We start from the raw sequence: 24933 nt of genomic DNA on the forward strand, positions 1-24933 counted from the left end.
CCGTTTCCGATGATTAAAAACATCCTTTCTGCGGCCTTCGTGGCCGCATTTTCTTTGGCGTCGCTGACGGCGCATGCAGCGCTGTTCGGCGACGACGAGGCGCGTCGCGCCATCCTCGAAGTCCGTACCAAGCTGGATAGCAAGGCCGATGCCTCTGCCCTGCTCGACCTGGCAAACCAGAACGAGCAGCTGCGCCGGGAAATCGCGCGTCTGAACGGGCAGATCGAAGTGCTGACCAATGAATTGTCCACTGCTCAGCAGCGGCAAAAGGACTTCTATACCGATCTCGACAATCGTCTGCGCAAACTCGAACCGCAGACCGTCAGCGTCGACGGTCAGGACGCTTTGGTCGGCCAGTCCGAACAGAAGGATTACGATGCGGCGCTCACCTTGTTCAAGGGCGGCGACTACAAGAAGTCCGGTGCTGCGTTTACCGACTTCATCCAGCGCTATCCGCAATCGGCTTATGCGCCGTCCGCACAATACTGGATCGGCAATGCGCTGTATGCGCAGCGCGATTATCGCGATGCGATTTCTGCCCAGCAGACGCTGCTGAAAAAGTATCCGGACAATCCGAAGGCCGCCGATGCGATGCTCAACATCGCCAGCTCCTACATGGAACTGAAGGATCGCGCCGCGGCGAAGAAGACGTTGCAATCGCTGGTATCGAAGTATCCGAATGCACCCGCTGCACAGACGGCAAAGGAAAGGCTGGATCTGCTCAAGTAGGCAAGTGGAACGTCATCACCCTGAGCATGCTGCAGTAGGGGCGTACCGGAACGATGACAGCAGAATAAAAATCGCCTCTTCATCGGGGCGATTTTATTTTTGAGCGGCGTCTTTTTCGGATACAAGACAGGCATAAGGAAAAAACGCCGCCGTCGGCAGAAAAGTTTTGAAGAAAAAAGTGCAGAGGTGATTGACACTAAGGATATTGCTTCTCTATAATAGCTGTCTTTCGGGTCGTTAGCTCAGTTGGTAGAGCAGCGGACTTTTAATCCGTTGGTCGCTGGTTCGAGCCCAGCACGGCCTACCAAATACAGAGGGTCTGGATCACAAGTCCAGACCCTTTTTGTATTCTCCGCATGCCATTCGCGCATGCCGCCTCCCTCTCCAGATTGCTTTCCGAAGAGAATCATTCTCAATATTCGGAATCGGGATTAGAATGCTTTTCCCACACTTCAGTCGGAGAATCGCAATGAGCGCAGCTACCGTGGAAGAACTGGCACAGGAAGTTACGCGCATGAATCGCGCCATCGTGCGATGCCTGAACTATCTGGCCGAAGAAATTCCCGAGTCGCGCCGCGGCGATTACATGGTGCTGCTCAACGACGTCCACATCAAGCAGGCTAGATTAGCTAATGCATTAAGCACGGAAGAAGCGCACAACGACGCCCACACAACGGTGTAGCATCTCGCCGCCGGAATCATTCTTCTTTTCCACTGTCCGACCGTAACGGAGGGCACATGGCAAACGACATCACACCATTTGAAGCCGAAATGAAGCAGCGTTTCGAAGCGCTGGTCGCGTGGGCATTAGAGAACTGGCCCGACAAAACACGTTCGCTCACTCACGCGGATTTCGACAAGATCAGGCAGGAGCTGATGCGCCTGACAGAAGGCGGCACCGACATCGGCGAACGCAATGCCGAGATTCCCGAACCGTCGGAAAACGGCCCGCAATACGTCAACAGCAATCCGGCTCCGTGGCCATAATCCCAATTCAGAAAGTGAACTTTTAGGCAAGAAAATGCCCTAAGGAATGCTGCTGTTCAGTTTCCAAAACTGGCCGCGGCTCGCTCCGTTCGGAGATCACAAAAGAGAGGCCACCGCACGCTTCGTTTCAACTTGAAAAGGAAAATCATCATGAAAAAAATCATTTCCATCATGTGCGTTCTTGCAATGGGTTTTGCACTCACTGCCTGCAACACCGTCCAGGGATTCGGCAAGGACGTGGAACGAGGCGGCGAAAAAGTGCAGGATGCCGCCAGCGGCAATTAATCCAGTATGCATGCAAAAAGGGCGTGACACGGTCACGCCCTTTTTGCATTGTTTCCCGCCGTGCGCTCTTCATACGGCAACGTACCGGGATAACCGCAACACACCTCGACATCTCTCATATCGACCGATGCGCCGTCGGCTTGACTTCCCGATCCTTACTTCTTGATCGACAGGTTATTGACGACGGACTTGACGCCTTCCACCTCACCCGCGATCTTGCCTGCACGATCGATCTGGGTCTGGTTGGCGACTTCGCCCTTCAGCGTCACAACGCCCTGTGCAGTATCGACGTTCACATCCAACCCCTTGATGTCGGAGTCGGCCAGCAATGCCGTTTTTACCTTGGTGGTGATCACCGTATCGTCGATCACGGCGCCGGCGGACTTGCTTTCCTCACCTGCAGGCGTCGTATCGGCCGGCATGGTCGGAGACGGTGCAGCCGGTGCAGTTTCCGGCGTCGTGGCAGGGGCAGACGGGCTGCTGCTCGTGGTATCTGCCGGCGCCTCCGTACGGCGTTCGCAACCGCTTGCAAACAGCACGGCCAGCAAAGCGGCACCGATGGCGACTTTCGAATTGTTCGGCAATGTTTTGATCATGATTTTTCCTTTCTTGGCAAAGAGGATTCTCATGCCCGAGCCAAAAGTGCATGGCGCGCACATTGAATCGCAATCCGATTTGGCCTGATGCAACATGCCCAAAATCAAATCGGTTATCTTCTTGACCACACTTTTTTCAGAAGGTTCGAAAGGAATTCCGCATAGACAAACATGCGCCTCCCGACCGGTAAAAGTTACAGGGAGAAGAAATTCTTACAGCCAGGAAAGACCATATGCGGCAAAAGCCGCAGCATCAGGCCGCCAGCGGCTGCATGCGCTGCAAGGCTTGCAGCAGCAGATCCGGATCGCCGAGTGCGAGCTGTTTGGAATCGGACAAGGTCTGGCGGAAGCCGCGTGCATGCGGCAGGCCCGCCATCAGACCCAGCATGTGCCGCGTGATGCTGTTGAGCTTTAGGCCGCCCTTTTCATCCTTGCTGCCGTATCGTGCCAGTTGCTGACGAATATAAGGAATCATTGCCTGAATCACGTCGCTGCGCGAACGCGGCTGAGCATCGTCGCCGTAATAGCGCGCATCGAATGCCGCCATCAGATACGGGTTGTGATAAGCCTCTCGCCCCAGCATCACGCCATCGACATGTGCCAGATGCGCATCGATTTCCTCCAATGTCTTGATGCCGCCATTGACGATGATTTCCAGTTCTGGGAAATCCTTTTTCAGCCGATACGCAAATTCATAGCGCAGCGGCGGAATCTCGCGATTCTCCTTCGGACTCAATCCCTGCAGGATCGCGTTGCGCGCGTGAACGATGAAGGTTTCGCAGCCGGCATCCGCAACCGTGCCGACGAAATCGCGCACGAAATCGTATGAGGTCACGTCATCCACGCCGATACGATGCTTGACGGTGACATCGATCTGCACCGCATCGCGCATCGCCTTCACGCAATCGGCAACCAGCGTCGACTCCTTCATCAGGCAGGCGCCGAAAGCACCCTTCTGCACGCGCTCCGACGGGCAGCCGCAATTCAGATTGATCTCGTCGTAACCCCACTGCTCGCCCAGCTGCGCGCTCTTTGCCAGATCGGCCGGTTCGCTGCCACCCAGCTGCAATGCAACCGGATGCTCTTCATCGTTGAAATCCAGATGGCGCGGCACGTCGCCGTACTGCAGCGCGCCGGTCGTCACCATTTCGGTATAGAGCCAGGTATGACGTGTGATCTGCCGATGAAACATGCGGCAGTGCCTGTCCGTCCAGTCCATCATCGGAGCGACAGTGATACGGCGTGACGGTTTTTCTGCTTGTTTCATGCAGCGAATTTCCATTGAATGATCGATACGGCGCGAACCGGCCGGACACAGACGGAAGCACAGACAGAAGTATACGCAAGATGGCCCGAAACCGCCGGCATGCACACGCATCCGCTCTTCCCGGCATCACGATTGTCGACGAGCGCCAAAAACATAATAAGATTGTTCATCCTTCACTTCGCCACATGCGTAATGAACCAGCCTGTCGATACCGATCATCTGTGGATGCCGTTCACCGCCAACCGCCAGTTCAAGGATCACCCCCGGCAGCTGGTTTCCGCATCCGGTATGTATTACACAGCGGATGACGGCCGCAAGATCCTCGACGGCACTGCCGGACTCTGGTGCGTCAATGCCGGACATTGCCATCCGAAGATCGTGCAGGCAGTGCAGCAGCAAGCCGCCAGACTCGATTACGCTCCGTTATTCCAGATGGGTCATCCGGATGCCTTTGCAGCGGCCAGCGCATTGACGTCCATCACACCGCCTGCGCTGAACCGCGTATTCTTCTGCAACGATGGCTCCGAGGGCGTCGACACCGCCCTGAAGATCGCGCTCGCCTATCATCGCGTACGCGGCGAAGCCGGCCGCACACGCCTGATCGGCCGCGAACGCGCCTATCACGGCGTCGGCTTCGGCGGCATCGCAGTCGGAGGCATCGCGGGCAATCGAAAACAATTCGGCCCCACGCTGGCAGGGACAGATCATCTGCGCCATCCGCTCGATCTTTCCCGCAACGCTTTCTCGCGCGGCCTGCCGCTGCATGGCGCCGAAATGGCCGATGAACTGGAACAACGCCTGCTGGCATTGCACGATCCGTCCACCGTCGCTGCTGTCATCGTCGAACCGGTACAGGGTTCCACCGGCGCCATCATGCCGCCGCGCGGCTATCTGGAAAAGATCCGCGCCATCTGCGACAAATACGGCATCCTGCTGATCTTCGACGAAGTCATCACCGGCTTCGGCCGTCTCGGCGCTCCCTTCGCCGCGCAGTATTTCGGTATCGAACCGGACATGATCGTCTGCGCCAAGGGAATGACGAATGCCGCCGTACCGATGGGCGCCGTCGCCGTCCGCCAGGATATCCACGACACCTTCATGCACGCGGCGCCGGACAACGCGATCGAATTCGCGCACGGCTACACCTATTCCGGCCATCCGCTTGCCGCAGCCGCTCTGCTGGCGACGCTGCAGGTCTATCAGGAAGAAAATCTGTTCCAGCGCGCTGCCGAGATGGCCCCCCGCTTCGAAGATGCCGCGCACAGCCTGAAGGGTCTGCCCTTTGTCAAGGACATCCGCAATCTGGGATTGGTGTGCGGTATCGAACTGGAAGGCATACCCGGCAAGCCGGGTGCACGCGCCTATGAAGTCTTCAACAGGGCTTTCTGGGAAAAAGGCTTGCTGATACGTGTTACCGCCGATGTGATCGCACTGTCACCGCCGCTGATCATCAGCAAGGAACAGATCACCGAACTGTTCGACGGCCTGGCTGCCATCCTGAAAACGCTGAAGTAATTTCCTGCCGATTCCTGAACGAAAAAGACCGCTGCTGCCAGCGGTCTTTTTTCAGCAGACGACGATTATCTCGTCACCCGATATTACGCTGCGTCGCGGCTCGCCTTCTTGCGCTCGTGTTCCTTCAGGAAGCGCTTGCGCAGACGGATGCTCTTCGGCGTCACTTCCACCAGTTCGTCGTCGTCGATGAATTCGACCGCGTATTCCAGCGACAGTTCGATCGGCGGCACCAGACGCACCGCTTCGTCGGTACCGGATGCACGCACGTTGGTCAGCTGCTTGCCCTTGATCGGGTTGACAACCAGATCGTTCTCGCGCGAGTGGATGCCAATGATCATACCTTCATAGACCGGATCGTTGTGATTGACGAACATGCGGCCGCGATCCTGCAGTTTCCAGATCGCGTAGGCGACGGCTGCACCGTCATCCTGCGAAATCAGCACGCCGTTGCGACGGCTGCCCAGATCGCCTTTCGACGGATCGACCGGCGCATAGTCGTCGAACACGTGGCTCATCAGACCGGTGCCACGCGTCAGCGTCATGAATTCGCCCTGGAAGCCGATCAGGCCGCGCGCAGGAATGTGATATTCGAGACGCACACGGCCCTTGCCATCCGGTTCCATATTGCGCAGATCACCGCGACGACGGCCGAGTTCTTCCATCACACCGCCCTGATGACCTTCCTCGACGTCGACCGTCAGGTTTTCATATGGCTCGTGACGCACACCGTCGACCATCTTGAAGACCACGCGCGGACGCGACACGGCCAGTTCAAAACCTTCGCGGCGCATGTTCTCGATCAAAATCGTCAGATGCAGTTCGCCGCGGCCCGACACTTCGTACGTCGAGTCGTCGCCGTCCGCCTGCTTCACGCGCAAGGCCATGTTGGATTTCAGCTCACGGTCCAGGCGATCGCGAATCTGGCGCGTCGTCACGAACTTGCCTTCGCGGCCGGCCAATGGCGACGTGTTGACCATGAAGTTCATCGTCAGCGTCGGCTCGTCGACCTTCAGCATCGGCAGCGCATTCGGCGAATCGGGATGGCAGATCGTCGAACCGATGCCGATATCCTCGATACCATTGATCAGCACGATGTCGCCGGCTTCCGCTTCGTCGACCAGCACGCGATCCAGGCCCTTGAATTTCAGCACCTGATTGATGCGCGCCTTGGTCGGCTTGTCTTCCGGCCCGTTCATCCAGACCACGTCCTGACCGCCCTTGATGCGGCCGGCCAGAATGCGGCCGACGCCGATCTTGCCGACATAGGAAGAATATTCGGTTGACGTGATCTGCAGTTGCAGCGGCGCATCCGGATCGTCTTCGCGCGCCGGCACGTGCTCCAGGATCGCTTCGAACAACGGCTCCATCGTGCCATCACGTACTTCCGGAGTGAGACCTGCATAACCGTTCAGGCCGGATGCATAGACGACCGGGAAGTCCAGTTGTTCTTCCGTCGCGCCCAGCTTGTCGAACAGTTCGAACGTCGCGTTGATCGCCCATTCAGGACGCGCGCCCGGACGATCGATCTTGTTCAGCACGACGATCGGCTTCAGGCCAAGTCCCAGCGCTTTGCGCGTAACGAAGCGCGTCTGCGGCATCGGACCTTCCTGCGCATCAACCAGCAACAGCACGCTATCGACCATCGACAGCACGCGCTCGACTTCACCACCGAAATCCGCGTGTCCCGGCGTATCGACGATGTTGATGTGCGTGCCCTTGTATTCGACCGCACAGTTCTTCGACAGAATGGTGATGCCGCGTTCCTTCTCGATGTCATTCGAATCCATCACGCGCGTATCGACCTGCTGGTTCTCGCGGAAGGTGCCCGATTGACGCAGCAATTGATCGACAAGAGTGGTTTTGCCATGGTCGACGTGGGCGATGATGGCAATGTTGCGGATGGCGCGTTTGGAATTTGACATGGTTCGTGAAGCCTGAATGCGGGAAACCGAAAATTATAGCATGCCGCCTTGTTTGAATTGAGAAAATCCTTGGAATTTCAATGGCTTGCCATGCATTGAATGCCAACATGATGACCTGCCGATGACATGTCACGACCTCGGCATGCCTGTCGACAAAAATGCAACGATGACAATCTAAAATTCGGGTTCAGAGGCTCGCAGTCGCGATCAAGCGTTCGGGCGCCAGCACGCCCCATGTCTGTAGCAGACCGGTGCCCAGTAGCGCGCGATCTTCCTGCCGATAGACGCGCACCCGACCGCCGCCTTCCGGATAGGCAACGTTTTCCTTGCCCAGTGCCAGGCGCTGCCCATGCAGGAATCGTCTGGCGAGCGCTTCCGGCAGTTGCACGGAAGGAAACGATGTCAACAAGGCATCTACCGGCGCCAGTGCTGTCTCTCTTTCCTGCTCCGGTTTTTCCGCAAGGGCGTCCAATGTCAGTGCCGTATCGATCGCCAGATTGCCAACGTGTATACGCCTCAGGGCTTGAAGGTGCGCACCGCAACCCAGCGCCGCACCGATGTCTTCACCCAGCACGCGTATATATGTGCCCTTGCTGCAGCACACGCGCAGCGTCAGATACGGCGTTTGCCAGTCCAGCAGTTGCAACGCATGAATCGTCACGGCACGCGCCTCGCGCTCCAGCGTGATGCCGGCCCGCGCGTATTCGTATAAAGGTTTGCCGTCGCGCTTGAGCGCCGAGTGCATGGGCGGCACCTGTTCGATGTCGCCCGTGAAACGCGTCAGCACTTCCGCGATGCGTTCGCGATCGATATCGACGGCACGCGTTTCGACCACTTCACCTTCCGTATCGCCCGTCGTCGTCGTGATGCCGAGATGAACGACTGTTTCGTAGGTCTTGTCCGCATCGAGCAGATCCTGAGCAAACTTGGTCGCCTCGCCGAAACACAACGGCAGCAAGCCGGTGGCGAATGGATCGAGCGTGCCGGTGTGGCCGGCTTTTTCCGCATTCAACAGGCGTTTCGCCTTGATCAGCGCATCGTTGCTGGACAGACCGGCCGGCTTGTCCAGCAGCAGCACACCGTGCACCGGCACCCGCTTGCGTTTGGGAGAGGAGGACATGGAATGAATGGGAACGGAACGCCGTCGTCGGCATCACGATCGATGCCGAAACAACGGAAACGAAATGAAAAACGGCTCAGTCTTCTGCGTCGCGCGCGCGCGTTGCGTTGGCTTCATCGATCAGCTTGGACATTTCGATACCGCGCGCCGTCGAGGTATCGTGCACGAAATGCAGCTCCGGCAAGGTATGGATCGTCAGGCGACGGCCGAGCTGATTGCGCAGAAAACCGGATGCCGCCGACAAGCCGGCGATCGTATTGCGGATCGCGTCCTTGTCGTCGACCAGCGTGGTGAAGAAAATCTTCGCATGCGCATAGTCCGGCGTCACCTGCACTTCGGTGATCGTGACCATGCCAACGCGCGGGTCCTTCAATTCGAAGGCGATCAGTTCTGCCAGATCGCGCTGGATCTGATCGGCGACGCGCAAGCCGCGTCCGGGAATGGATTTGCTGTGTCTGGCCATGGTGTGCCCCAGAAACAAAGCGGCGCATCAATGCGCCGCCCTTGTGAAAAATAATCGCTGATCGGCAAGCGAAACCTATTCGCTCGCCGATCAGAATGCTTACAGCGTCCGTGCCACTTCCTGCACTTCAAACACTTCCAGCTGATCGCCTTCCTTGATGTCGTTGAAGTTCTTCAGTGTCAGGCCGCATTCGAAGCCGGCCTTCACTTCCTTCACGTCATCCTTGAAGCGCTTCAGCGAATCGAGTTCGCCGGTCCAGACCACGACGTTGTCGCGCAGCAGGCGGACCGATGCGCCGCGACGCACCAGACCTTCGAGCACGTAGCAACCGGCGATCGCGCCGACCTTGCTGACCAGGATGACCTGGCGAATCTCGACCAGACCCAACGCCTGTTCGCGCTTCTCCGGTGCCAGCATGCCGGACATCGCCGCCTTGATCTCGTCCACCGCATCGTAAATGATGTTGTAGTAACGGATGTCGACGCCGTTGGCTTCGGCCAGCTTGCGAGCCGACGCATCGGCGCGCGCGTTGAAGCCGATGATGACGGCTTTCGATGCCACCGCGAGGTTGACGTCCGATTCGCTGATGCCACCGACTGCCGCATGCACGACCTGCACGCGCACTTCGCTGGTCGACAGTTTCTGCAGCGAACCGACCAGCGCTTCCTGCGAACCCTGCACGTCGGTCTTGATGATGAGCGGCAGGTTCTTGACTTCGCCTTCGCCCATGTTCTCGAACATGTTCTCCAGCTTGGCCGCCTGCTGCTTGGCCAGCTTGACGTCGCGGAATTTGCCCTGACGGAACAGGCCGATCTCGCGCGCCTTGCGCTCGTCCGCCATCACGACGACTTCCTCGCCGGCGTTCGGCACTTCGGTCAGACCCTGAATCTCGACCGGGATCGACGGGCCGGCTTCGGTGATCGCCTTGCCATTTTCATCCAGCATGGCACGCACACGGCCGTATGCCGAACCTGCCAGTACGACGTCGCCACGCTTGAGCGTACCGCCCTGCACCAGAATCGTCGCCACCGGACCACGGCCCTTGTCGAGCTTGGCTTCCACCACCAGGCCGCGCGCAGGCGCATCGACCGGGGCTTTCAGTTCCAGGACTTCGGCTTGCAGCAGCACTTGCTCCAGCAGGCTGTCGATACCCTGGCCGGTTTTCGCGGAGACCGGCACGAACGGCGAATCGCCACCGTATTCTTCCGGCACCACCTGTTCGGCGATCAGTTCCTGCGTCACGCGATCCGGGTTGGCACCCTGTTTGTCGATCTTGTTGATCGCCACGACCAGCGGCACGCCGGCAGCTTTCGCATGCGCGATCGCTTCCTTCGTCTGCGGCATCACGCCATCGTCGGCCGCCACCACCAGAATGACGATGTCGGTCGCCTTCGCGCCACGTGCACGCATTGCGGTAAACGCTTCGTGGCCCGGCGTATCGAGGAAGGTGATCATGCCGCGCGGCGTCTCGACGTGATAAGCGCCGATGTGCTGCGTAATGCCGCCAGCTTCGCCGGACGCAACCTTGGCGCGACGAATGTAGTCCAGCAGCGAAGTCTTGCCGTGGTCGACGTGCCCCATCACGGTCACCACCGGCGCACGCGGCAGTTGTTCGGCATCGGTATGCTCTTCGCCGGTCGTCAGCATCGCTTCCGGATCGTCCAGCTTGGCCGCATGCGCGGTATGGCCCATTTCTTCCACCACGATCATCGCGGTTTCCTGGTCCAGCACCTGGTTGATCGTGACCATCTGACCGAGCTTCATCAATTGCTTGATGACCTCGGAAGCCTTGACAGCCATCTGGTGCGCCAACTCAGCCACCGTAATCGTTTCCGGCACGTAGATATCGCGCACGATCGCTTCGGTCGGCACCTGGAAGTTGCTTTCACGATCGTCCGAATGCGACTGGCGACGTCCCTTCGGACCCGCACGCCAGCCGTCACGGCCGCCACCGGCCGGACCGCCGCGCGTCTTCAGACCGCCGCTGCGCTTCTTCGCATCGTCCTGCCAGGTCGACGACACATTGGCCGACTTGATCGATTTCTTGTCGCCCGGTTTCTTGTCGTCCTTCTTCTCGCTCGGCTTCTTGTCAGCCGGTTTGTGCAGCGTGCCTTCCGCCGATTTGGCGGCAGGTGCCGGTTCCGGCGCCTTGATCGCACGGCGCGGCGCATTCATCATGGCCTTGATCTGGGCAACCTCGTCGGCCACCGCTTTGCGCGCTGCTTCTGCCGCTGCTGCACGCTCGCTCGCTTCGCGCGCGGCATCCTTGGCAGCCTTCTTGCTGGCTTCTTCCGCTTCCAGGCGTTTCTTTTCTTCCTGCGCGGTTTCGTCCGCCTTGACCTTGGCCGACTGCTCGGCGGCAGCTTTCTCCGCCTCTTCGGCTACCTTCAAGGCTTGCGCCTGCTCTTCCTTCTCGGCTTCCAGCTTCGCGAGACGCTCCTGCTTTTCGCGCAGATCGGCTTCCTGACGCGCGATCAGTTCTGCCTGACGACGCGCTTCCTCGGCACGACGTTCCTGCTCTGCCTCATCGATAACCGGCGTTGCTGCCGGCTTGGCCGTTTCCTCGGCGATATCGTCGCGCTTGACGAAGGTGCGCTTCTTGCGAACCTCGACCTGGATCGTGCGCGATTTGCCGGTGGCATCCGCCTGCTTGATTTCTGTCGTCTCCTTGCGCGTCAGCGTGATCTTTCTTTTCTCGCCTTCAGGCGCAGCGCCATGCGCGCGACGCAGATGGTCAAGGAGCTTGTCCTTGTCCGCCTTGGACAATTCATCGGACGCCGAGCTCTTCTCGACACCGGCATCGCGCAATTGCGTCAACAGCACGTCTGCAGGCATTTTGAGCTCGGTGGCAAATTGGGCTACGTTGTTACTCGCCATTCAGTCCTCTTTTCTATGTGACACGTTGGATGAAAATCGCCGCGGATTACTTCGCTTCCACGAGGCTCCATGCCTTGGCTTGCAATGCCTTCGCATGCTCATCGTATTTGGCATCGATGAGCTTCATTTCATCGTCGGTCACATCTTCAAATTCATTTTCAATCAATTGACGCGCGCGATCGGCAGACAATGCCAGAATCGCGCCGAATTCGTCATACGCCAGTCCGGCAAAGGCATCCAGCGATTTGATACCGGCCAGACCCAGCTTGCCGGCGATCGTGCGGTCCATGCCTTCCAGATTGGCCAGCGCATCGTCCATGCCTTCCATGCCTTCTTCCGAAGCAATCGCTTCGGTCAGCAGCGCGTCGCGCGCACGGCTGCGCAGTTCGTTGACGGTATCTTCATCGAACGCTTCGATCTCCAGCATTTCGCTGATTGGCACGTAGGCGATTTCTTCCAGCGTGGCGAAACCTTCTTCCACGAGGATGTCCGCCACTTCCTGATCGACGTCGAGTTTTTCCATGAACAGCGTGCGGATCGCAGCCGTCTCGGCTTGCGATTTGTCCGCCGATTCCTCGGCCGTCATGATATTGATCTGCCAGCCGGTCAGTTCGGAAGCCAGACGTACGTTCTGGCCGCCACGGCCAATTGCGATGGCGAGATTTTCCTCGTCGACGACAACGTCCATCGCATGCTTTTCTTCATCCACAACGATCGACGACACGTTCGCCGGCGCCAGCGCGCCGATGACGAACTGCGCCGGATCGTCGGACCACAGCACGATGTCGACACGCTCGCCGCCCAGTTCACCGGTGACAGCCTGCACGCGCGAACCGCGCATGCCGACGCAGGTGCCGATCGGATCGATACGCTTGTCGTTGGTGAAGACGGCGATCTTTGCACGCACACCTGCATCGCGCGCTGCCGATTTGATTTCCAGCAGGCCCTGTTCGATTTCCGGAACTTCCAGTTCGAACAGCTTCATGATGAATTCCGGCGCGGTGCGCGACAGGATCACCTGCGGGCCGCGTGCATTGCGATCAATGCGCAGGATGTAAGCGCGTACACGGTCGCCGATGCGCAGATTTTCTTTCGGAATCATCTGATCGCGCGGCAGACGCGCTTCGATGCGGCCAGATTCGATGATGGCATCGCCGCGCTCCATGCGCTTGATCGTGCCCGTTACCAGCGAGTCGCCACGTTCCAGGAAGTCCGCCAGGATCTGTTCGCGCTCGGCATCACGAATACGCTGCAGGACGACCTGCTTGGTGTCCTGTGCAAAGCGGCGTCCGAACTCGACCGATTCGATCGGCTCTTCGATGTACTCGTCGACTTCGATATCGGGAATCTGTTCCTTGGCTTCGAAATGAAGAATTTCCTGATCGGGCAATTGCAGACCGGCTTCATCGGGAACGACATGCCAGCGGCGGAAGGATTCGAATTCGCCGTTTTCGCGATCGATGGAAACGCGAATATCGACGTCGCCTTCATAACGTTTCTTGGTCGCCTGGGCAAGCGCATGCTCCAGCGCTCCGAAGACGATGTCCTTATCGACGTTTTTCTCGCGCGCCAGTGCATCGACCAGCAACAAAATTTCGCGACTCATGCTTTGCGACTCCTAAAATCCACTTTTGGCACCAAATGCGCCTTGTCCACATCGGCAAGCGTAAATTCCAGCTTCGCCGGCCCGTCTTTTCCTTCAAATTCCAGTGCCAATGTCTCACCGACCGGTTCCAGCAGGATGCCCTGAAAGGACTTGCGATTCGCCGCGGCCGGCATCGGCATGCGCAATTTCACCAGCACCTCGGCACCGGCAAACCGCACATAGTGTGACAATTTCTTCAGGGGGCGATCCAGTCCCGGCGACGACACTTCCAGCCGTTCGTAGGCGGCGTCCTCGACGGTCAGCACATGCAACAGCTGATGCGTGACTTTTTCGCAGTCTTCCACCGTGATGTTTCCGTTGTCGGCGTTCTCAGGCGCAAAGTCGATGTACACGCGCAACAAACCGCGCGCGGCCTGCTCGAAATTGACCAGTTCGTACCCCATGCCTTCCAGGGTTTTTTCAATCAGTGCCGACAACTGCAAGGAAGCTCTCCGAAAACATCAATCGCGGCTCCGCATAGAAAACCGGATCGAAATACAGCATGCAAACTGTTTAACAAAAAAAAAAATGGGCATCTGCCCATCTTTTTATCGTTCTGACAACCGGACCGCCTCCCAGGAAAATACGTGTCCCGGATAGCCGATCTTTATCAACTGTCAAATTATAGTCGATTATGGCTGTCGTCGCAATGTCGACAAGCCGGCAAAACAGGCAGAAACAACGAAAAAGCCCGGAAAAACATTCACTTAGGCTGCTTCAGGCCCCGCAAGACAGGAAAATCAGACCTTCGAGCGCCGACGCATCCCGCCGCCGCCCATACCGTTTCCTCGTGCCGGACCACCTGTCCGCCCCTGCCCGCCACCACGACGTGGCTGTCCCATGCCGGGGAAACCGAGGGCTGTCTGCAACGGGTCCGGCTGACGGCTGCGCGATTGCTGGCGCCCTGTCTTGCCCGGATTCTGTCCTTGCGAACGCCCCTGGCCCATGTTCTGCCATTGGCTCGGACTTTGCGGTTGGCCGAGTCCACCGTCGAAACGCGGCGCACGGTTGCCGTTCTGACGTCCGCCGCCACCAGACGCGGCATTACGTTTCTTGTCGCCGCCACCGGCCTGTTTTTCAAGTCCGCTCATGGCCATCAGCGCACGCACGCCATGCTCGTCCATCTCTTCCCAGCGACCACGCTTCAAGCTGCTTGGCAATGTCATCGAACCATAGCGGGTACGGATCAGGCGCGACACGGTCAGGCCGATCGCCTCGAACATGCGACGCACTTCGCGGTTGCGGCCTTCGCCGATCGTCACGCGATACCACTTGTTGACACCTTCGCCACCGCCATCTGCGATGCGCGAAAATTGTGCGAGACCGTCTTCCAGTTCGACGCCGGCCAGCAGCTTCTGCCGCATGCCTTCTTCCAGTTCACCCAGCGTGCGCACCGCATATTCGCGATCGATACCGTAACGCGGGTGCATCAGCCGGTTCGCCAGATCACCGGAGGTCGTAAACAGCAGCAATCCTTCGGTATTGAAATCGAGACGGCCAACGGCCAGCCATTTACCGGTCTTCATGGTCGGCAGACGGTCGAAGACCGATGGACGACCTTCCGGATCGTTCGTGCTAACGATTTCACCAGCCGGCTTGTGATAGACCAGCACGCGCGGTGGGCGCTTGCTGACCTTTCGTTGAATCAGCTTGCCATTGATACGCACCTGGTCGGTCGGCAGGATACGTTGTCCGATATGTGCAGGCTCACCGTTGACCGATACGCGACCGGCAATGATCAGCTCTTCCATATCACGGCGCGATCCCAGTCCGGCCTCTGCCAGCACCTTGTGCAATTTTGGCGCATCGTCGTCTGCCGTCAAATCGCGGCGGACATTCTTTTGTTCCTGACGACGTTTGCCACCATGATCGTCACCGCCTGCCATTGCATCGAATGCATCGGATGTCACAAAAGAAAAAACATCGTCGGCATCGCTCTTCTTCGCATGCTTTCCGTTACCGGCATTTTGATTCTGACGACCTTGCTTGGCAGGCTTGCCTTGCCCCTGACGACGCGGGCGCTCCTGCGGTGCATCACCTTGCGCATCAGTACGCACACCATCGCCGCCTTGGGCGGTCGACACGGCATCGCTGCTCTGGTCTTTTTCCCCGTTGTTCTTGCGCGATGCATGGCGCGCGCGACGCAGGCTGCGCGGACCGCGCAAGCCGCGTTTCGCAGGTTTTGCGCCGGTGTCGCCTGTTGCAGTGGTTTGTGCGTTTTCGCCTCGGTCCTGACCTTCCGACGAAGAAGTGTCATCGGAAGGCATGTCGGACGGATTATTTTTCGTTGGGCGATTCATCATTCGGTTCTTCGTTGTATTGACCTTGAGCGTCAATGATCGTGTCGGCCGCCGCGTTGGCGGTTTCTTCGGCATCGGCGGGCATCGCCGCTTCGATCGCCGTATTGTCTTGTTGGTGTTGTTCCTGATCCAGACCGTCGCCAGCCATGGAAAGTTCTTCGACGGATTCGACCACGACAGCAACTTCATCGATCGTCGTCTCGACTGCCGTCATATCTTCCGGCGCTGCGCCACCCTGTCCATCCTGATCTTCGCTGTCGGCCTCGGCCAAATCCATGACTTCCTGCCCCAAATGGGCAGCAAATCCGGCTTCCAGACCCTGAATTTCCAGAAGCGCATCGCCCTGCATCTCGCCTTTTTCGACTTGCTGCAATGGTGGCAATTGATCCAGCGACGTCAATCCCAGATCGTCCAGGAACTGCTTGGTCGTGGCAAACAATGACGGACGGCCGGGCACGTCACGATGGCCGATGCTTTCGATCCATCCGCGATCCTCGAGCATCTTGATGGTCTGCGAGTTGACGGTGACACCGCGGATTTCCTCGATATCACCGCGCGTGACGGGCTGGCGGTACGCAATGATGGCCAGCGTTTCCAGCGTGGCACGCGAATATTTTGGCGGCTTCTCCGGATTCAGGCGCTCCAGATAAATTTTCATCTCCGGGCGGCTCTGAAAACGCCAGCCGGTAGAAAGATGAACCACTTCGATGCCCTTGTCCGCCCAATCGTCCTGCAATTCATCCAGCATCTGGCGGATATCGTCGGCGCCGATCGCACCTTCAGCATCTTCCCCACCTTCGGTCTCGACATAAAGCTTCTTCATGTCGTTGATGGATAATGGCTCGTGCGCGCAAAGCAGCGCTGTCTCGAGGACTTTCTTGGCCTCAGCGATGTTCATTTACGATATGGACGGCTATAGGTTGTAATTGCAGAGCTTATATTCAACGACAATCATCATCGATGATGTTCGGCATGGATACCCGTTGATACTGCTTATTCCGACGCCCGTTTAGAGGAGATTGGGTTGGGCGGGATTCAAGACTTCGAAGACTTTGGTTGCGGGGGCAGGATTTGAACCTACGACCTTCGGGTTATGAGCCCGACGAGCTGCCAGACTGCTCCACCCCGCGTCTGAAGATTTGAAGTATACATGGTATCGACGAACAACGCAATCGTCATCGCAGTTTCTTTCTGCAGCAGTTCCTTCATGCGGTGCTAAACTTCCCGCAGACATAACGGACTGCTACGCCTGCATTACTTCTTCAATAAGCTTCTCGACATTTGCATCCCATGAATTTTTGCTCAGAATGCGCGCACCCGGTTTCGCTGACAATTCCCGACGGCGACAACCGTCCGCGCTACGTATGCGGCAATTGCGGCGCCATTCATTATCAGAATCCGAAAATGGTGCTCGGCTCCATTCCCGTCTGGGATGAAGATGGCGACATGCGCATCCTGTTGTGCAAACGTGCGATCGAGCCACGCTACGGCTACTGGACGCTTCCCGCCGGCTTCATGGAAAACAATGAGACGACGACCGAAGCCGCCATGCGCGAAACCATCGAGGAAGCCGGCGCCAATATCGAATTGCACGAACTGTTCTCGCTACTCAACGTACCGCACGTGCATCAGGTACACATGTTCTATCGCGCAACCTTGCTCGACCTGAACTATGAAGCCGGTCCAGAAAGTCTCGAAGTTAAGTTATTCGCACCGGAAGATATACCGTGGGACGACATCGCCTTTCAGACCGTCGGCAACACGCTGAAATTTTTCCTGGAAGACCATGCTGCGCGCAGGAAAAGCGGCGGCTACCGCTTCCATACGATGGACATTCTGAAGCCGATGCCGCACGCCGAATCGACCGCTGCAAGCTGATTTCGGCATTGCACTCATGACGAAAAAACGGCAGCCCATCAGCTGCCGTTTTATTTGTATCACCAGTATGTTTCCCGCTCGGGTGTCGCACTGATCTTGTGGATCGACAGATCGGCGCCATCGAATTCCTGCTCCGGGTCCAGGCGAATTCCTACCGTCGCCTTCAGCACGCCATAGATCACCGCGCCTCCAATCAATGCAATCGCAATGCCCAGGGCTGTGCCGATCAATTGCGACATGAAAGAGACGCCACCCAAACCGCCCAAGGCCTTCGCCCCGAAAATTCCGGCCGCGAGACCGCCCCACGTGCCGCACAAACCATGCAGCGGCCACACACCCAGCACGTCGTCGATCTTCCATTTATTCTGCGTCAACGCGAACATCCGGACAAAGATGAAACCGCCGATCGCGCCGGTCACCAGTGCACCGAGCGGATGCATCAGATTCGAGCCGGCGCAAACCGCCACCAGACCCGCCAGTGGACCATTATGTACATAGCCTGGATCGTTCTTGCCCGCCAGAAAAGCTGCCAGCGTGCCACCAACCATGGCCATCAATGAATTGACGGCGACCAAGCCGTTCATCTGCTCCATCGTCTGCGCACTCATCACGTTGAAGCCGAACCAGCCGACCGTAAGAATCCAGGCTCCCAGCGCCAGAAAGGGAATGCTCGATGGCGGATGCGCGGCAATGGCGCCGTCCTTCGTGTAGCGGCCACGCCGTGCACCGAGAAACAGCACAGCCGGCAATGCGATCCAGCCGCCGACCGCATGCACGACGACCGAACCGGCAAAATCATGAAAGTCCTCCGAAAACGTCGCATGCAGCCATGCCTGAATGCCGAAATGCTGGTTCCATGCGATGCCTTCGAAGAATGGATAGACGAATCCGACGATCAATGCCGTTGCCAGCAATTGCGGATGAAAACGCGAGCGTTCGGCAATCCCGCCCGAGATAATCGCCGGAATCGCCGCGGCAAACGTCAGCAGGAAAAAGAATTTCACCAATTCAAATCCGTTGCGCTGCGACAGCACGTCGGCACTGCTGAAAAAGGTGGTGCCGTAGGCAACCGCGTAACCGACAAAGAAATAGGCGATCGTCGACACGGCAAAATCGACTAATATTTTGACCAGCGCGTTGACCTGGTTTTTCTTGCGTACCGTGCCCAGCTCCAGAAAGGCAAACCCGGCATGCATCGCCAGCACCATGATGGCGCCGAGCATGATGAACAAGGCATCGGTGCCGTTTTTAAGTGCATCCATGCAAAAAATCTCCCAATTAATGTGCATCTCAAACAAAATGACGCACCATAAAAGCAAAAATCGTTCCTTTTTGGGAATATTTGCAAGCACATGATTATTAATGGTTATTTTTTGATCCTCTTTCAGTTTTCGGCAGGCGCACCACAGCCGGGCAAAATAACGAGCCAATTTGGGGAGAGGGCATGATCCCTTGGCTGGAAGCCGAAGATCCTTTTCCGGACGTTTCCACGGCACTGACCGAAGCCGACGGCGCCGCAGGCCTTTTGGCCGCCGGCGCTGACCTATCACCGAAACGCCTGCTGGCGGCTTATCGGGCCGGCATCTTCCCGTGGTTTTCGGACGGCCAGCCAATCTTGTGGTGGAGCACGGATCCGCGCATGGTGTTGTTCGTCGACGAATTCAGAATTTCGGACAGTCTGCGCAAAACCTTGCGCAAGGTGCAGCAAAGCATGGCAACCGCAGGAGCATGGGAAGTACGCTTCGACCATGCATTCGAGGAAGTGATGCGCAATTGTGCGCAACCGCGGCGCGGTGAGGCGGGAACCTGGATATCCGACGACATCATCGCCGGTTACAGCGCCTTGCATCGCAGCGGGCATGCCCATTCGTCGGAGGTCTGGCTCGACGGCAAGCTGGTCGGCGGGGCCTACGGCGTGAGTATCGGTCGGATGTTTTACGGTGAATCGATGTTTGCCCGTGTCAGCGATGCATCCAAGATCGCGCTGGCCTACCTGGTTCGCTTCCTGCAAAGCCACGGTGTTTCGATGATAGACTGCCAGCAGCAAACTGCGCATCTGGCTTCACTTGGCGCACGGCCGATTTCGCGTGCCGAATTCGTTTCATTGCTGCGCCATCAAGTCGATGCACCGCAAATAGAAGACTGGAAACCAATCGCACCGCTGCCTGTCAACTGAACATAGTCCTCGCGCAAGCAACCATGACGCATCCCAAGGAATTACCGTTCTCGACGCTGCAGTTCTACGCGACTGCTCCCTATCCGTGCAGTTATCTGGATGGCAGGCAGGCGCGTTCACAGGTTGCGACTCCATCGCATCTGATCAATGCGGACGTTTATGCAGAATTGGTCAGGAACGGCTTCCGCCGCAGCGGCATCTTTACCTATCGTCCCTATTGCGACGGCTGCCAGGCATGCACGCCGGTTCGCATTCGTGTCGATGACTTCGCACCGAACCGCAGTCAGCGGCGTGCATGGGCTCGGCACAGCGACTTGCAGGCTTCGGTTACCAAGCTGCTGTATCTGCCGGAACACTACGACCTGTATCTGCGCTATCAGACGGCGCGCCATGCAGGCGGCGGCATGGATCAGGACAGCCGCGAGCAGTATGCGCAGTTTCTGCTGCAAAGCAAGGTCAATACGCGCCTGGTCGAATTCCGCGACGGGGAAGACGATACCCTGCGCATGATCAGCATCATCGACGTGCTCGGCGACGGCCTGTCGTCCGTCTACACTTTCTACGATCCGGAATTTCCCGGCGCATCCTACGGTACGTACAACATCCTGTGGCAGATCGAGCAGGCACGTCTGCTGAACATGCCTTACATCTACCTCGGCTACTGGATCGCGGAAAGCCCCAAGATGTCGTACAAGATCAACTTCCAGCCGCTGGAAGCGCTACGGCAGGGAGAATGGCAGCCTCTGCTGCCGGACTGAATCGGGTCCGTCCGCGTTAAAATGCCGACTTTACGGCAAGCCGCCCGGTAGCCGCCTTGCTCATCGCCTGATGGCGCATACATCGTGTCCGAAAAATTTTTCTATTCCCTTGCTCGCCCCTTCCTGTTTTCCATCGATCCGGAAGCAGCTCACAATCTGACCTTGCCGGCTCTGCGCCGCGCCGCATCGTGGGGCCTGACATCCTCGTTCACGCGCCCGACCGATGATCCGCGCACCGTGATGGGCATCACCTTTCCGAATCCGGTCGGACTGGCTGCGGGACTGGACAAGGATGGCGCCTACATCGACGGCTTGGCAACATTGGGCTTCGGCTTCATCGAAGTCGGCACAGTCACGCCTCGCCCGCAACCGGGCAATCCGCTGCCACGCATGTTTCGTCTGCCAGCCGCAAAGGCGATCATCAATCGCATGGGCTTCAACAATGGCGGCGTCGACGCCTTCGTTGCCAATGTCCAGGCTTCGCGCTTCTACCAGAACAAGGAAGGCGTGCTCGGCCTGAACATCGGCAAGAATGCCGATACGCCGATCGAACGCGCGGTCGACGATTACCTGATCTGCCTGCAGAAGGTCTATCCGTATGCAAGCTATGTGACCGTCAACATCTCATCGCCGAACACAAAGAATCTGCGACAACTGCAAGGCGCATCCGAACTCGACGGTTTGCTCTCCCGTCTGAAGGATGCGCAACAGCGCCTGGCCGATCAACACAAACGTTACGTGCCGATCGCGCTGAAGATTGCACCGGATATTGATCACGAACAAATCCAGACGATCGCGCAAGCGCTGCTACATCACAAGATGGATGCCATCATCGCCACCAACACCACGATCAGTCGCGAAGCCGTGCAGGGCTTGAAACATGCCGAAGAAACCGGCGGACTCTCCGGCGCACCGGTTTTCGAAGCCTCGAATGCCGTGATTCGTGCATTGAAGAAGGAAGTGGGAGATGCGCTACCTATCATTGGCGTCGGCGGCATTCTTTCCGGTGACGACGCTCAAGCAAAAATCGAGGCAGGAGCCTCGTTGGTCCAGCTCTATACGGGATTGATCTATCAAGGTCCGGCTCTGGTGCGGGAATGCGCGGCCTCCCTGCATGGACGGTAATCGCCCCATCGTATTCACCGCACCACGACTGGTGGCCGGTAATAAAAAAGCCCAAACGATGTTTGGGCTTTTTTGCATGTGAACAGTCTGGCTGGCGCTTATTCCACTTCCACCGTTTCCGGTGCAGCCGTCGGCGGCGTCGTATCGCTTTCGCTGAAGTCCAGCTTGATCTGTTCCTTGTCGTCGAGATCGACCGTCACCTTGCCGCCGGAAACCAGACGTCCGAACAGCAATTCGTCGGCCAGCGCCTTGCGGATCATGTCCTGGATCAGGCGCGACATCGGCCGCGCACCCATCAACGGATCGAAGCCCTTGCGCGCCAGGAACTTGCGCAGGTTCTCGCTGAAGATCGCCTCGACCTTCTTCTCGTGCAACTGCTCTTCCAGTTGCATCAGGAACTTGTCGACCACACGCAGGATGATTTCCTCGTCCAGCGCACGGAAGCTGATAATCGCATCCAGACGATTGCGGAACTCTGGTGTGAACATCCGCTTGATGTCGGCCATCTCGTCGCCGGCTTCTTTCTTCTCGGTAAAGCCGATCGAACGCTTCTGCAGGCTTTCCGCGCCGGCATTGGTCGTCATGACAATGATCACGTTGCGGAAGTCCGCCTTGCGACCGTTGTTGTCGGTCAGCGTGCCGTGATCCATCACCTGCAGCAGGATGTTGAAGATATCCGGATGCGCCTTTTCAATCTCGTCGAGCAGCAGCACCGCATGCGGCTTCTTCGTGATCGCCTCGGTCAACAGGCCACCCTGGTCGAAACCAACGTATCCCGGCGGCGCGCCGATCAGACGGCTCACCGCATGGCGTTCCATGTACTCCGACATGTCGAAGCGAATCAGCTCGATGCCCATGATGAAGGCCAGCTGCTTGGCAGCTTCGGTTTTACCAACACCCGTCGGACCAGAGAACAGGAAAGCGCCAATCGGTTTGTCCGCCTTGCCCAAGCCTGCACGCGCGACCTTGATCGCCGACGCCAATGCCTCCAGCGCCGGATCTTGTCCGAACACGACGTTCTTCAAGTCGCGCTCGATGGTCTGCAGTTTCGAACGATCGTCCTGGTTGACAGTTTGCGGCGGGATGCGCGCAATCTTCGAAATGATGTCCTCGATCTCGGACTTGCCGATCGTCTTCTTCTGCTTCGACTTCGGCAAGATGCGCTGTGCCGCGCCGGCTTCGTCGATCACGTCAATCGCCTTGTCGGGCAAATGGCGATCGTTGATGTAGCGCGCAGCCAGCTCCGCCGCCGAACTCAGTGCGGAAGACGAATACTTGACGCCGTGATGTTCCTCGAAACGCGACTTCAGGCCACGCAGTATCTGCACGGTCTGTTCGACGCTCGGCTCGTTGACGTCGATCTTCTGGAAACGACGCGACAGCGCATGATCCTTCTCGAATACGCCACGGAATTCGGTGAACGTGGTCGCGCCGATGCATTTCAGCTGGCCGTTCGACAATGCCGGCTTCAGCAGATTGGATGCGTCCAGCGTGCCTCCCGACGCCGAGCCGGCACCGATGATCGTATGAATCTCGTCGATGAACAGGATGCCGCTCGGATTGTCCTTCAGCTGTTTCAGAACGGCCTTCAGGCGCTGCTCGAAATCGCCGCGATACTTTGTACCGGCCAGCAAGGCACCCATGTCGAGCGAATAAACGACTGCATTCTGCAGCACTTCAGGAACATCGCCCTGCGTGATGCGCCATGCCAACCCCTCCGCGATCGCCGTCTTGCCGACACCGGCTTCGCCGACCAGCAGCGGATTGTTCTTGCGACGGCGGCACAGCGTCTGGATCACACGTTCAACCTCGCCCTCGCGACCGATCAGCGGATCGATCTTGCCTTCGGCGGCCATCTTGTTCAGATTCTGGGTGAACTGGTCGAGCGCACTTTCCTTCTGCTGGCCTTCGACCGGTGCCGCATCTTCCGCGCCTTCCGATGCCTTCTGCGCATCAGGCTGCTGATCCTTGCGTACGCCGTGGGAAATGAAATTGACGACGTCCAGCCGCGTTACGCCCTGCTGGTGCAGGTAGTAAACTGCGTGCGAATCTTTCTCGCCGAAGATGGCGACCAGCACATTCGCGCCGGTCACTTCCTTCTTGCCGTTGGACGCAGACTGCACGTGCATGATCGCGCGCTGAATCACGCGCTGGAATCCCAGCGTCGGCTGCGTATCCACCTCAGCCGTGCCCGGCACGGTTGGCGTGTTGTCGTTGATAAAGTTCGTCAGCGTCTTGCGCAAATCGTCGATATTGACGGCGCAGGCGCGCAGGACTTCCGCCGCTGACGGATTGTCGAGCAATGCCAGCAGCAGATGCTCGACGGTAATGAATTCATGACGCGCCTGTCTTGCCTCGACAAACGCCATGTGCAAACTGACTTCCAATTCCTGCGCAATCATACTTCCTCCATCACGCACTGCAGGGGGTGTCCCGCCTTTCGGGCGTGGTTCAAAACCAGCTCAACCTTTGTAGACGCAATATCCTTTGGATAAACGCCACAAATCCCTTTTCCGTCGCGGTGAACCATGAGCATGATTTGCGTCGCATTCTCACGATCTTTATTAAAGTATTCCTGAAGAATCATCACGACGAATTCCATCGGCGTGTAGTCATCGTTCAGCAATAACACCTGGTACATCGACGGCGGCTTGAGTTTCTGCTCCTGCCGCTGAAGAACCGTTCCTTCGTCATGCTTGATTGTCATAGGCTTATTCTAATACGTTCGCCCAGACGCACAATGCCCGGAAGAGCGAAGAAATAAATCGTCAGTTCAAATCTTACGCGTTTTCTTCTGTCGATGCAGATGACGCTAGACGAGCCAAAATCAAGGGGCGGGACAGTCGTTTTAGGGATACTTTCGAGGTCGAAACAGACTTGTAAAATCGCCATCAAAACTTCTTGACTTTTACATTTTTTACGTAAAGAATGAATCTATTGACATCCTTGACAACATCTGCGGTGTCAATAAAAAAAGAAGTGAGCAAGTTCTAAGAAGGGGCAACGGTTAGGCGAGGCTTCTTACTTTTGCGGCTCGTGTGATTAAGTCTATATCAAGAAAGACGCTTTTTATGGCAACAGGTACAGTCAAGTGGTTCAACGATTCTAAAGGCTTCGGCTTTATCACGCCGGACGACGGCGGCGAAGATCTGTTTGCACACTTTTCCGCAATCCAGATGAACGGCTTCAAGACGCTCAAAGAAGGTCAGAAAGTCCAGTTCGAAGTCACGCAAGGCCCTAAAGGCAAGCAAGCTTCCAACATTCAAACTCCTTGATTTGTTGTGGCTTAC

General features: G+C 57.6%; 23 protein-coding genes and 2 tRNA genes. 11 read left to right on the plus strand and 14 right to left on the minus strand.

Features of this window, described 5'->3' with window-relative positions; translation table 11 throughout:
* Positions 1-9 precede the first annotated feature (9 nt).
* The 5 genes from ybgF (at position 10) to ACO1VH_RS02955 (ending at position 2001) form a co-directional block, all read left to right on the plus strand.
* A complete protein-coding gene (gene ybgF, locus ACO1VH_RS02935) occupies positions 10-729 on the plus strand; it encodes a tol-pal system protein YbgF (protein WP_486242314.1) in 720 nt (239 codons plus the stop codon).
* 231 nt (positions 730-960) lie between these two features.
* A tRNA-Lys gene (locus tag ACO1VH_RS02940) sits at positions 961-1036 on the plus strand.
* Positions 1037-1198: 162 nt separating this feature from the next.
* Complete coding sequence (locus tag ACO1VH_RS02945; RefSeq protein WP_486242315.1) at positions 1199-1411, plus strand: hypothetical protein; 213 nt, start codon at positions 1199-1201, stop codon at positions 1409-1411.
* A 56-nt stretch (positions 1412-1467) separates the two neighbouring features.
* Positions 1468-1716, plus strand: coding sequence for a hypothetical protein (locus ACO1VH_RS02950; RefSeq protein WP_486242317.1), 249 nt, complete (start codon positions 1468-1470; stop codon positions 1714-1716).
* A 150-nt stretch (positions 1717-1866) separates the two neighbouring features.
* Complete coding sequence (locus ACO1VH_RS02955) at positions 1867-2001, plus strand: entericidin A/B family lipoprotein (RefSeq protein ID WP_486242318.1); 135 nt, start codon at positions 1867-1869, stop codon at positions 1999-2001.
* Between the two features lie 155 nt (positions 2002-2156).
* Here the strand turns inward: ACO1VH_RS02955 and ACO1VH_RS02960 are convergent, their stop codons facing one another.
* Positions 2157-2597: a BON domain-containing protein gene (locus ACO1VH_RS02960; protein WP_486242320.1), complete on the minus strand. Its 441-nt coding sequence runs from the start codon at positions 2595-2597 to the stop codon at positions 2157-2159.
* A gap of 253 nt (positions 2598-2850) precedes the next feature.
* Complete coding sequence (dusA, locus tag ACO1VH_RS02965) at positions 2851-3864, minus strand: tRNA dihydrouridine(20/20a) synthase DusA (protein ID WP_486242322.1); 1014 nt, start codon at positions 3862-3864, stop codon at positions 2851-2853.
* Between the two features lie 192 nt (positions 3865-4056).
* On the opposite strand from dusA, the gene aptA reads away from it, so the two are divergent.
* Entirely contained in the window at positions 4057-5379 is a 1323-nt protein-coding gene (aptA, locus tag ACO1VH_RS02970; RefSeq protein ID WP_486242324.1) for an omega-aminotransferase AptA, read from the plus strand.
* 83 nt (positions 5380-5462) lie between these two features.
* Here aptA and typA read toward each other — a convergent pair whose 3' ends face one another.
* The 9 genes from typA to ACO1VH_RS03015 all read right to left on the minus strand — a co-directional run bounded on the left by typA (position 5463) and on the right by ACO1VH_RS03015 (position 16836).
* Positions 5463-7301: a translational GTPase TypA gene (gene typA, locus ACO1VH_RS02975; RefSeq protein ID WP_486242325.1), complete on the minus strand. Its 1839-nt coding sequence runs from the start codon at positions 7299-7301 to the stop codon at positions 5463-5465.
* A 187-nt stretch (positions 7302-7488) separates the two neighbouring features.
* On the minus strand, positions 7489-8421 hold the full coding sequence (gene truB / locus ACO1VH_RS02980) for a tRNA pseudouridine(55) synthase TruB (protein ID WP_486242326.1): 933 nt from the start codon (positions 8419-8421) through the stop codon (positions 7489-7491).
* Between the two features lie 76 nt (positions 8422-8497).
* Entirely contained in the window at positions 8498-8884 is a 387-nt protein-coding gene (gene rbfA / locus ACO1VH_RS02985) for a 30S ribosome-binding factor RbfA (protein WP_486242328.1), read from the minus strand.
* 99 nt (positions 8885-8983) lie between these two features.
* Positions 8984-11761, minus strand: a complete 2778-nt coding sequence (gene infB / locus ACO1VH_RS02990; RefSeq protein WP_486242329.1) for a translation initiation factor IF-2 — start codon at positions 11759-11761, stop codon at positions 8984-8986.
* 46 nt (positions 11762-11807) lie between these two features.
* Entirely contained in the window at positions 11808-13367 is a 1560-nt protein-coding gene (nusA, locus tag ACO1VH_RS02995) for a transcription termination factor NusA (protein ID WP_486242331.1), read from the minus strand.
* Positions 13364-13849 (minus strand): ribosome maturation factor RimP, encoded by a 486-nt coding sequence (gene rimP, locus ACO1VH_RS03000; protein ID WP_486242332.1) that lies wholly within the window; start codon positions 13847-13849, stop codon positions 13364-13366. Before rimP ends, nusA begins: the two co-directional genes overlap by 4 nt.
* A gap of 297 nt (positions 13850-14146) precedes the next feature.
* The gene (gene rluB, locus ACO1VH_RS03005) at positions 14147-15706 is read right to left on the minus strand and encodes a 23S rRNA pseudouridine(2605) synthase RluB (protein WP_486242841.1); all 1560 of its coding nucleotides are present in this window, start codon (positions 15704-15706) and stop codon (positions 14147-14149) included.
* The gene (gene scpB, locus ACO1VH_RS03010; RefSeq protein WP_486242334.1) at positions 15684-16604 is read right to left on the minus strand and encodes an SMC-Scp complex subunit ScpB; all 921 of its coding nucleotides are present in this window, start codon (positions 16602-16604) and stop codon (positions 15684-15686) included. Before scpB ends, rluB begins: the two co-directional genes overlap by 23 nt.
* A 155-nt stretch (positions 16605-16759) precedes the next feature.
* Positions 16760-16836, minus strand: a tRNA-Met gene (locus ACO1VH_RS03015).
* A 160-nt stretch (positions 16837-16996) separates the two neighbouring features.
* Here ACO1VH_RS03015 and ACO1VH_RS03020 point away from each other — a divergent pair.
* Positions 16997-17584 carry an NUDIX hydrolase gene (locus tag ACO1VH_RS03020; protein ID WP_486242336.1) on the plus strand — a complete coding sequence of 196 codons (588 nt, stop codon included), beginning with the start codon at positions 16997-16999 and terminating at the stop codon, positions 17582-17584.
* Between the two features lie 59 nt (positions 17585-17643).
* Here the strand turns inward: ACO1VH_RS03020 and ACO1VH_RS03025 are convergent, their stop codons facing one another.
* Positions 17644-18846, minus strand: a complete 1203-nt coding sequence (locus ACO1VH_RS03025; protein WP_486242338.1) for an ammonium transporter — start codon at positions 18844-18846, stop codon at positions 17644-17646.
* 182 nt (positions 18847-19028) lie between these two features.
* On the opposite strand from ACO1VH_RS03025, the gene aat reads away from it, so the two are divergent.
* The 3 genes from aat (at position 19029) to ACO1VH_RS03040 (ending at position 21643) form a co-directional block, all read left to right on the plus strand.
* Complete coding sequence (gene aat / locus ACO1VH_RS03030; RefSeq protein WP_486242339.1) at positions 19029-19760, plus strand: leucyl/phenylalanyl-tRNA--protein transferase; 732 nt, start codon at positions 19029-19031, stop codon at positions 19758-19760.
* Between the two features lie 23 nt (positions 19761-19783).
* The gene (locus tag ACO1VH_RS03035; protein ID WP_486242341.1) at positions 19784-20518 is read left to right on the plus strand and encodes an arginyltransferase; all 735 of its coding nucleotides are present in this window, start codon (positions 19784-19786) and stop codon (positions 20516-20518) included.
* An 84-nt stretch (positions 20519-20602) separates the two neighbouring features.
* Positions 20603-21643, plus strand: coding sequence for a quinone-dependent dihydroorotate dehydrogenase (locus ACO1VH_RS03040; protein WP_486242343.1), 1041 nt, complete (start codon positions 20603-20605; stop codon positions 21641-21643).
* Between the two features lie 98 nt (positions 21644-21741).
* On the opposite strand, the gene clpA is transcribed toward ACO1VH_RS03040, so the two are convergent.
* Positions 21742-24045 (minus strand): ATP-dependent Clp protease ATP-binding subunit ClpA, encoded by a 2304-nt coding sequence (clpA, locus tag ACO1VH_RS03045; protein WP_486242344.1) that lies wholly within the window; start codon positions 24043-24045, stop codon positions 21742-21744.
* On the minus strand, positions 24042-24350 hold the full coding sequence (gene clpS, locus ACO1VH_RS03050) for an ATP-dependent Clp protease adapter ClpS (RefSeq protein ID WP_486242346.1): 309 nt from the start codon (positions 24348-24350) through the stop codon (positions 24042-24044). Before clpS ends, clpA begins: the two co-directional genes overlap by 4 nt.
* A 364-nt stretch (positions 24351-24714) precedes the next feature.
* Here clpS and cspE point away from each other — a divergent pair, with 364 nt between their 5' ends.
* The gene (cspE, locus tag ACO1VH_RS03055) at positions 24715-24918 is read left to right on the plus strand and encodes a transcription antiterminator/RNA stability regulator CspE (RefSeq protein ID WP_486242347.1); all 204 of its coding nucleotides are present in this window, start codon (positions 24715-24717) and stop codon (positions 24916-24918) included.
* Positions 24919-24933: the final 15 nt, after the last annotated feature.

The sequence above is a fragment of the Oxalicibacterium sp. genome (assembly GCF_057353965.1).

What these genes read in the sequence shown, in the direction of transcription:
- ybgF (WP_486242314.1), top strand. Translation starts at nt 10, where the DNA reads ATGATTAAAAACATCCTTTCTGCGGCCTTCGTGGCCGCATTTTCTTTG.
- ACO1VH_RS02945 (WP_486242315.1), top strand. Translation starts at nt 1,199, where the DNA reads ATGAGCGCAGCTACCGTGGAAGAACTGGCACAGGAAGTTACGCGCATG.
- ACO1VH_RS02950 (WP_486242317.1), top strand. Translation starts at nt 1,468, where the DNA reads ATGGCAAACGACATCACACCATTTGAAGCCGAAATGAAGCAGCGTTTC.
- ACO1VH_RS02955 (WP_486242318.1), top strand. Translation starts at nt 1,867, where the DNA reads ATGAAAAAAATCATTTCCATCATGTGCGTTCTTGCAATGGGTTTTGCA.
- ACO1VH_RS02960 (WP_486242320.1), bottom strand. Translation starts at nt 2,597, where the DNA reads ATGATCAAAACATTGCCGAACAATTCGAAAGTCGCCATCGGTGCCGCT.
- dusA (WP_486242322.1), bottom strand. Translation starts at nt 3,864, where the DNA reads ATGAAACAAGCAGAAAAACCGTCACGCCGTATCACTGTCGCTCCGATG.
- aptA (WP_486242324.1), top strand. Translation starts at nt 4,057, where the DNA reads ATGAACCAGCCTGTCGATACCGATCATCTGTGGATGCCGTTCACCGCC.
- typA (WP_486242325.1), bottom strand. Translation starts at nt 7,301, where the DNA reads ATGTCAAATTCCAAACGCGCCATCCGCAACATTGCCATCATCGCCCAC.
- truB (WP_486242326.1), bottom strand. Translation starts at nt 8,421, where the DNA reads ATGTCCTCCTCTCCCAAACGCAAGCGGGTGCCGGTGCACGGTGTGCTG.
- rbfA (WP_486242328.1), bottom strand. Translation starts at nt 8,884, where the DNA reads ATGGCCAGACACAGCAAATCCATTCCCGGACGCGGCTTGCGCGTCGCC.
- infB (WP_486242329.1), bottom strand. Translation starts at nt 11,761, where the DNA reads ATGGCGAGTAACAACGTAGCCCAATTTGCCACCGAGCTCAAAATGCCT.
- nusA (WP_486242331.1), bottom strand. Translation starts at nt 13,367, where the DNA reads ATGAGTCGCGAAATTTTGTTGCTGGTCGATGCACTGGCGCGCGAGAAA.
- rluB (WP_486242841.1), bottom strand. Translation starts at nt 15,706, where the DNA reads ATGAATCGCCCAACGAAAAATAATCCGTCCGACATGCCTTCCGATGAC.
- scpB (WP_486242334.1), bottom strand. Translation starts at nt 16,604, where the DNA reads ATGAACATCGCTGAGGCCAAGAAAGTCCTCGAGACAGCGCTGCTTTGC.
- ACO1VH_RS03020 (WP_486242336.1), top strand. Translation starts at nt 16,997, where the DNA reads ATGAATTTTTGCTCAGAATGCGCGCACCCGGTTTCGCTGACAATTCCC.
- ACO1VH_RS03025 (WP_486242338.1), bottom strand. Translation starts at nt 18,846, where the DNA reads ATGGATGCACTTAAAAACGGCACCGATGCCTTGTTCATCATGCTCGGC.
- aat (WP_486242339.1), top strand. Translation starts at nt 19,029, where the DNA reads ATGATCCCTTGGCTGGAAGCCGAAGATCCTTTTCCGGACGTTTCCACG.
- ACO1VH_RS03035 (WP_486242341.1), top strand. Translation starts at nt 19,784, where the DNA reads ATGACGCATCCCAAGGAATTACCGTTCTCGACGCTGCAGTTCTACGCG.
- clpA (WP_486242344.1), bottom strand. Translation starts at nt 24,045, where the DNA reads ATGATTGCGCAGGAATTGGAAGTCAGTTTGCACATGGCGTTTGTCGAG.
- clpS (WP_486242346.1), bottom strand. Translation starts at nt 24,350, where the DNA reads ATGACAATCAAGCATGACGAAGGAACGGTTCTTCAGCGGCAGGAGCAG.
- cspE (WP_486242347.1), top strand. Translation starts at nt 24,715, where the DNA reads ATGGCAACAGGTACAGTCAAGTGGTTCAACGATTCTAAAGGCTTCGGC.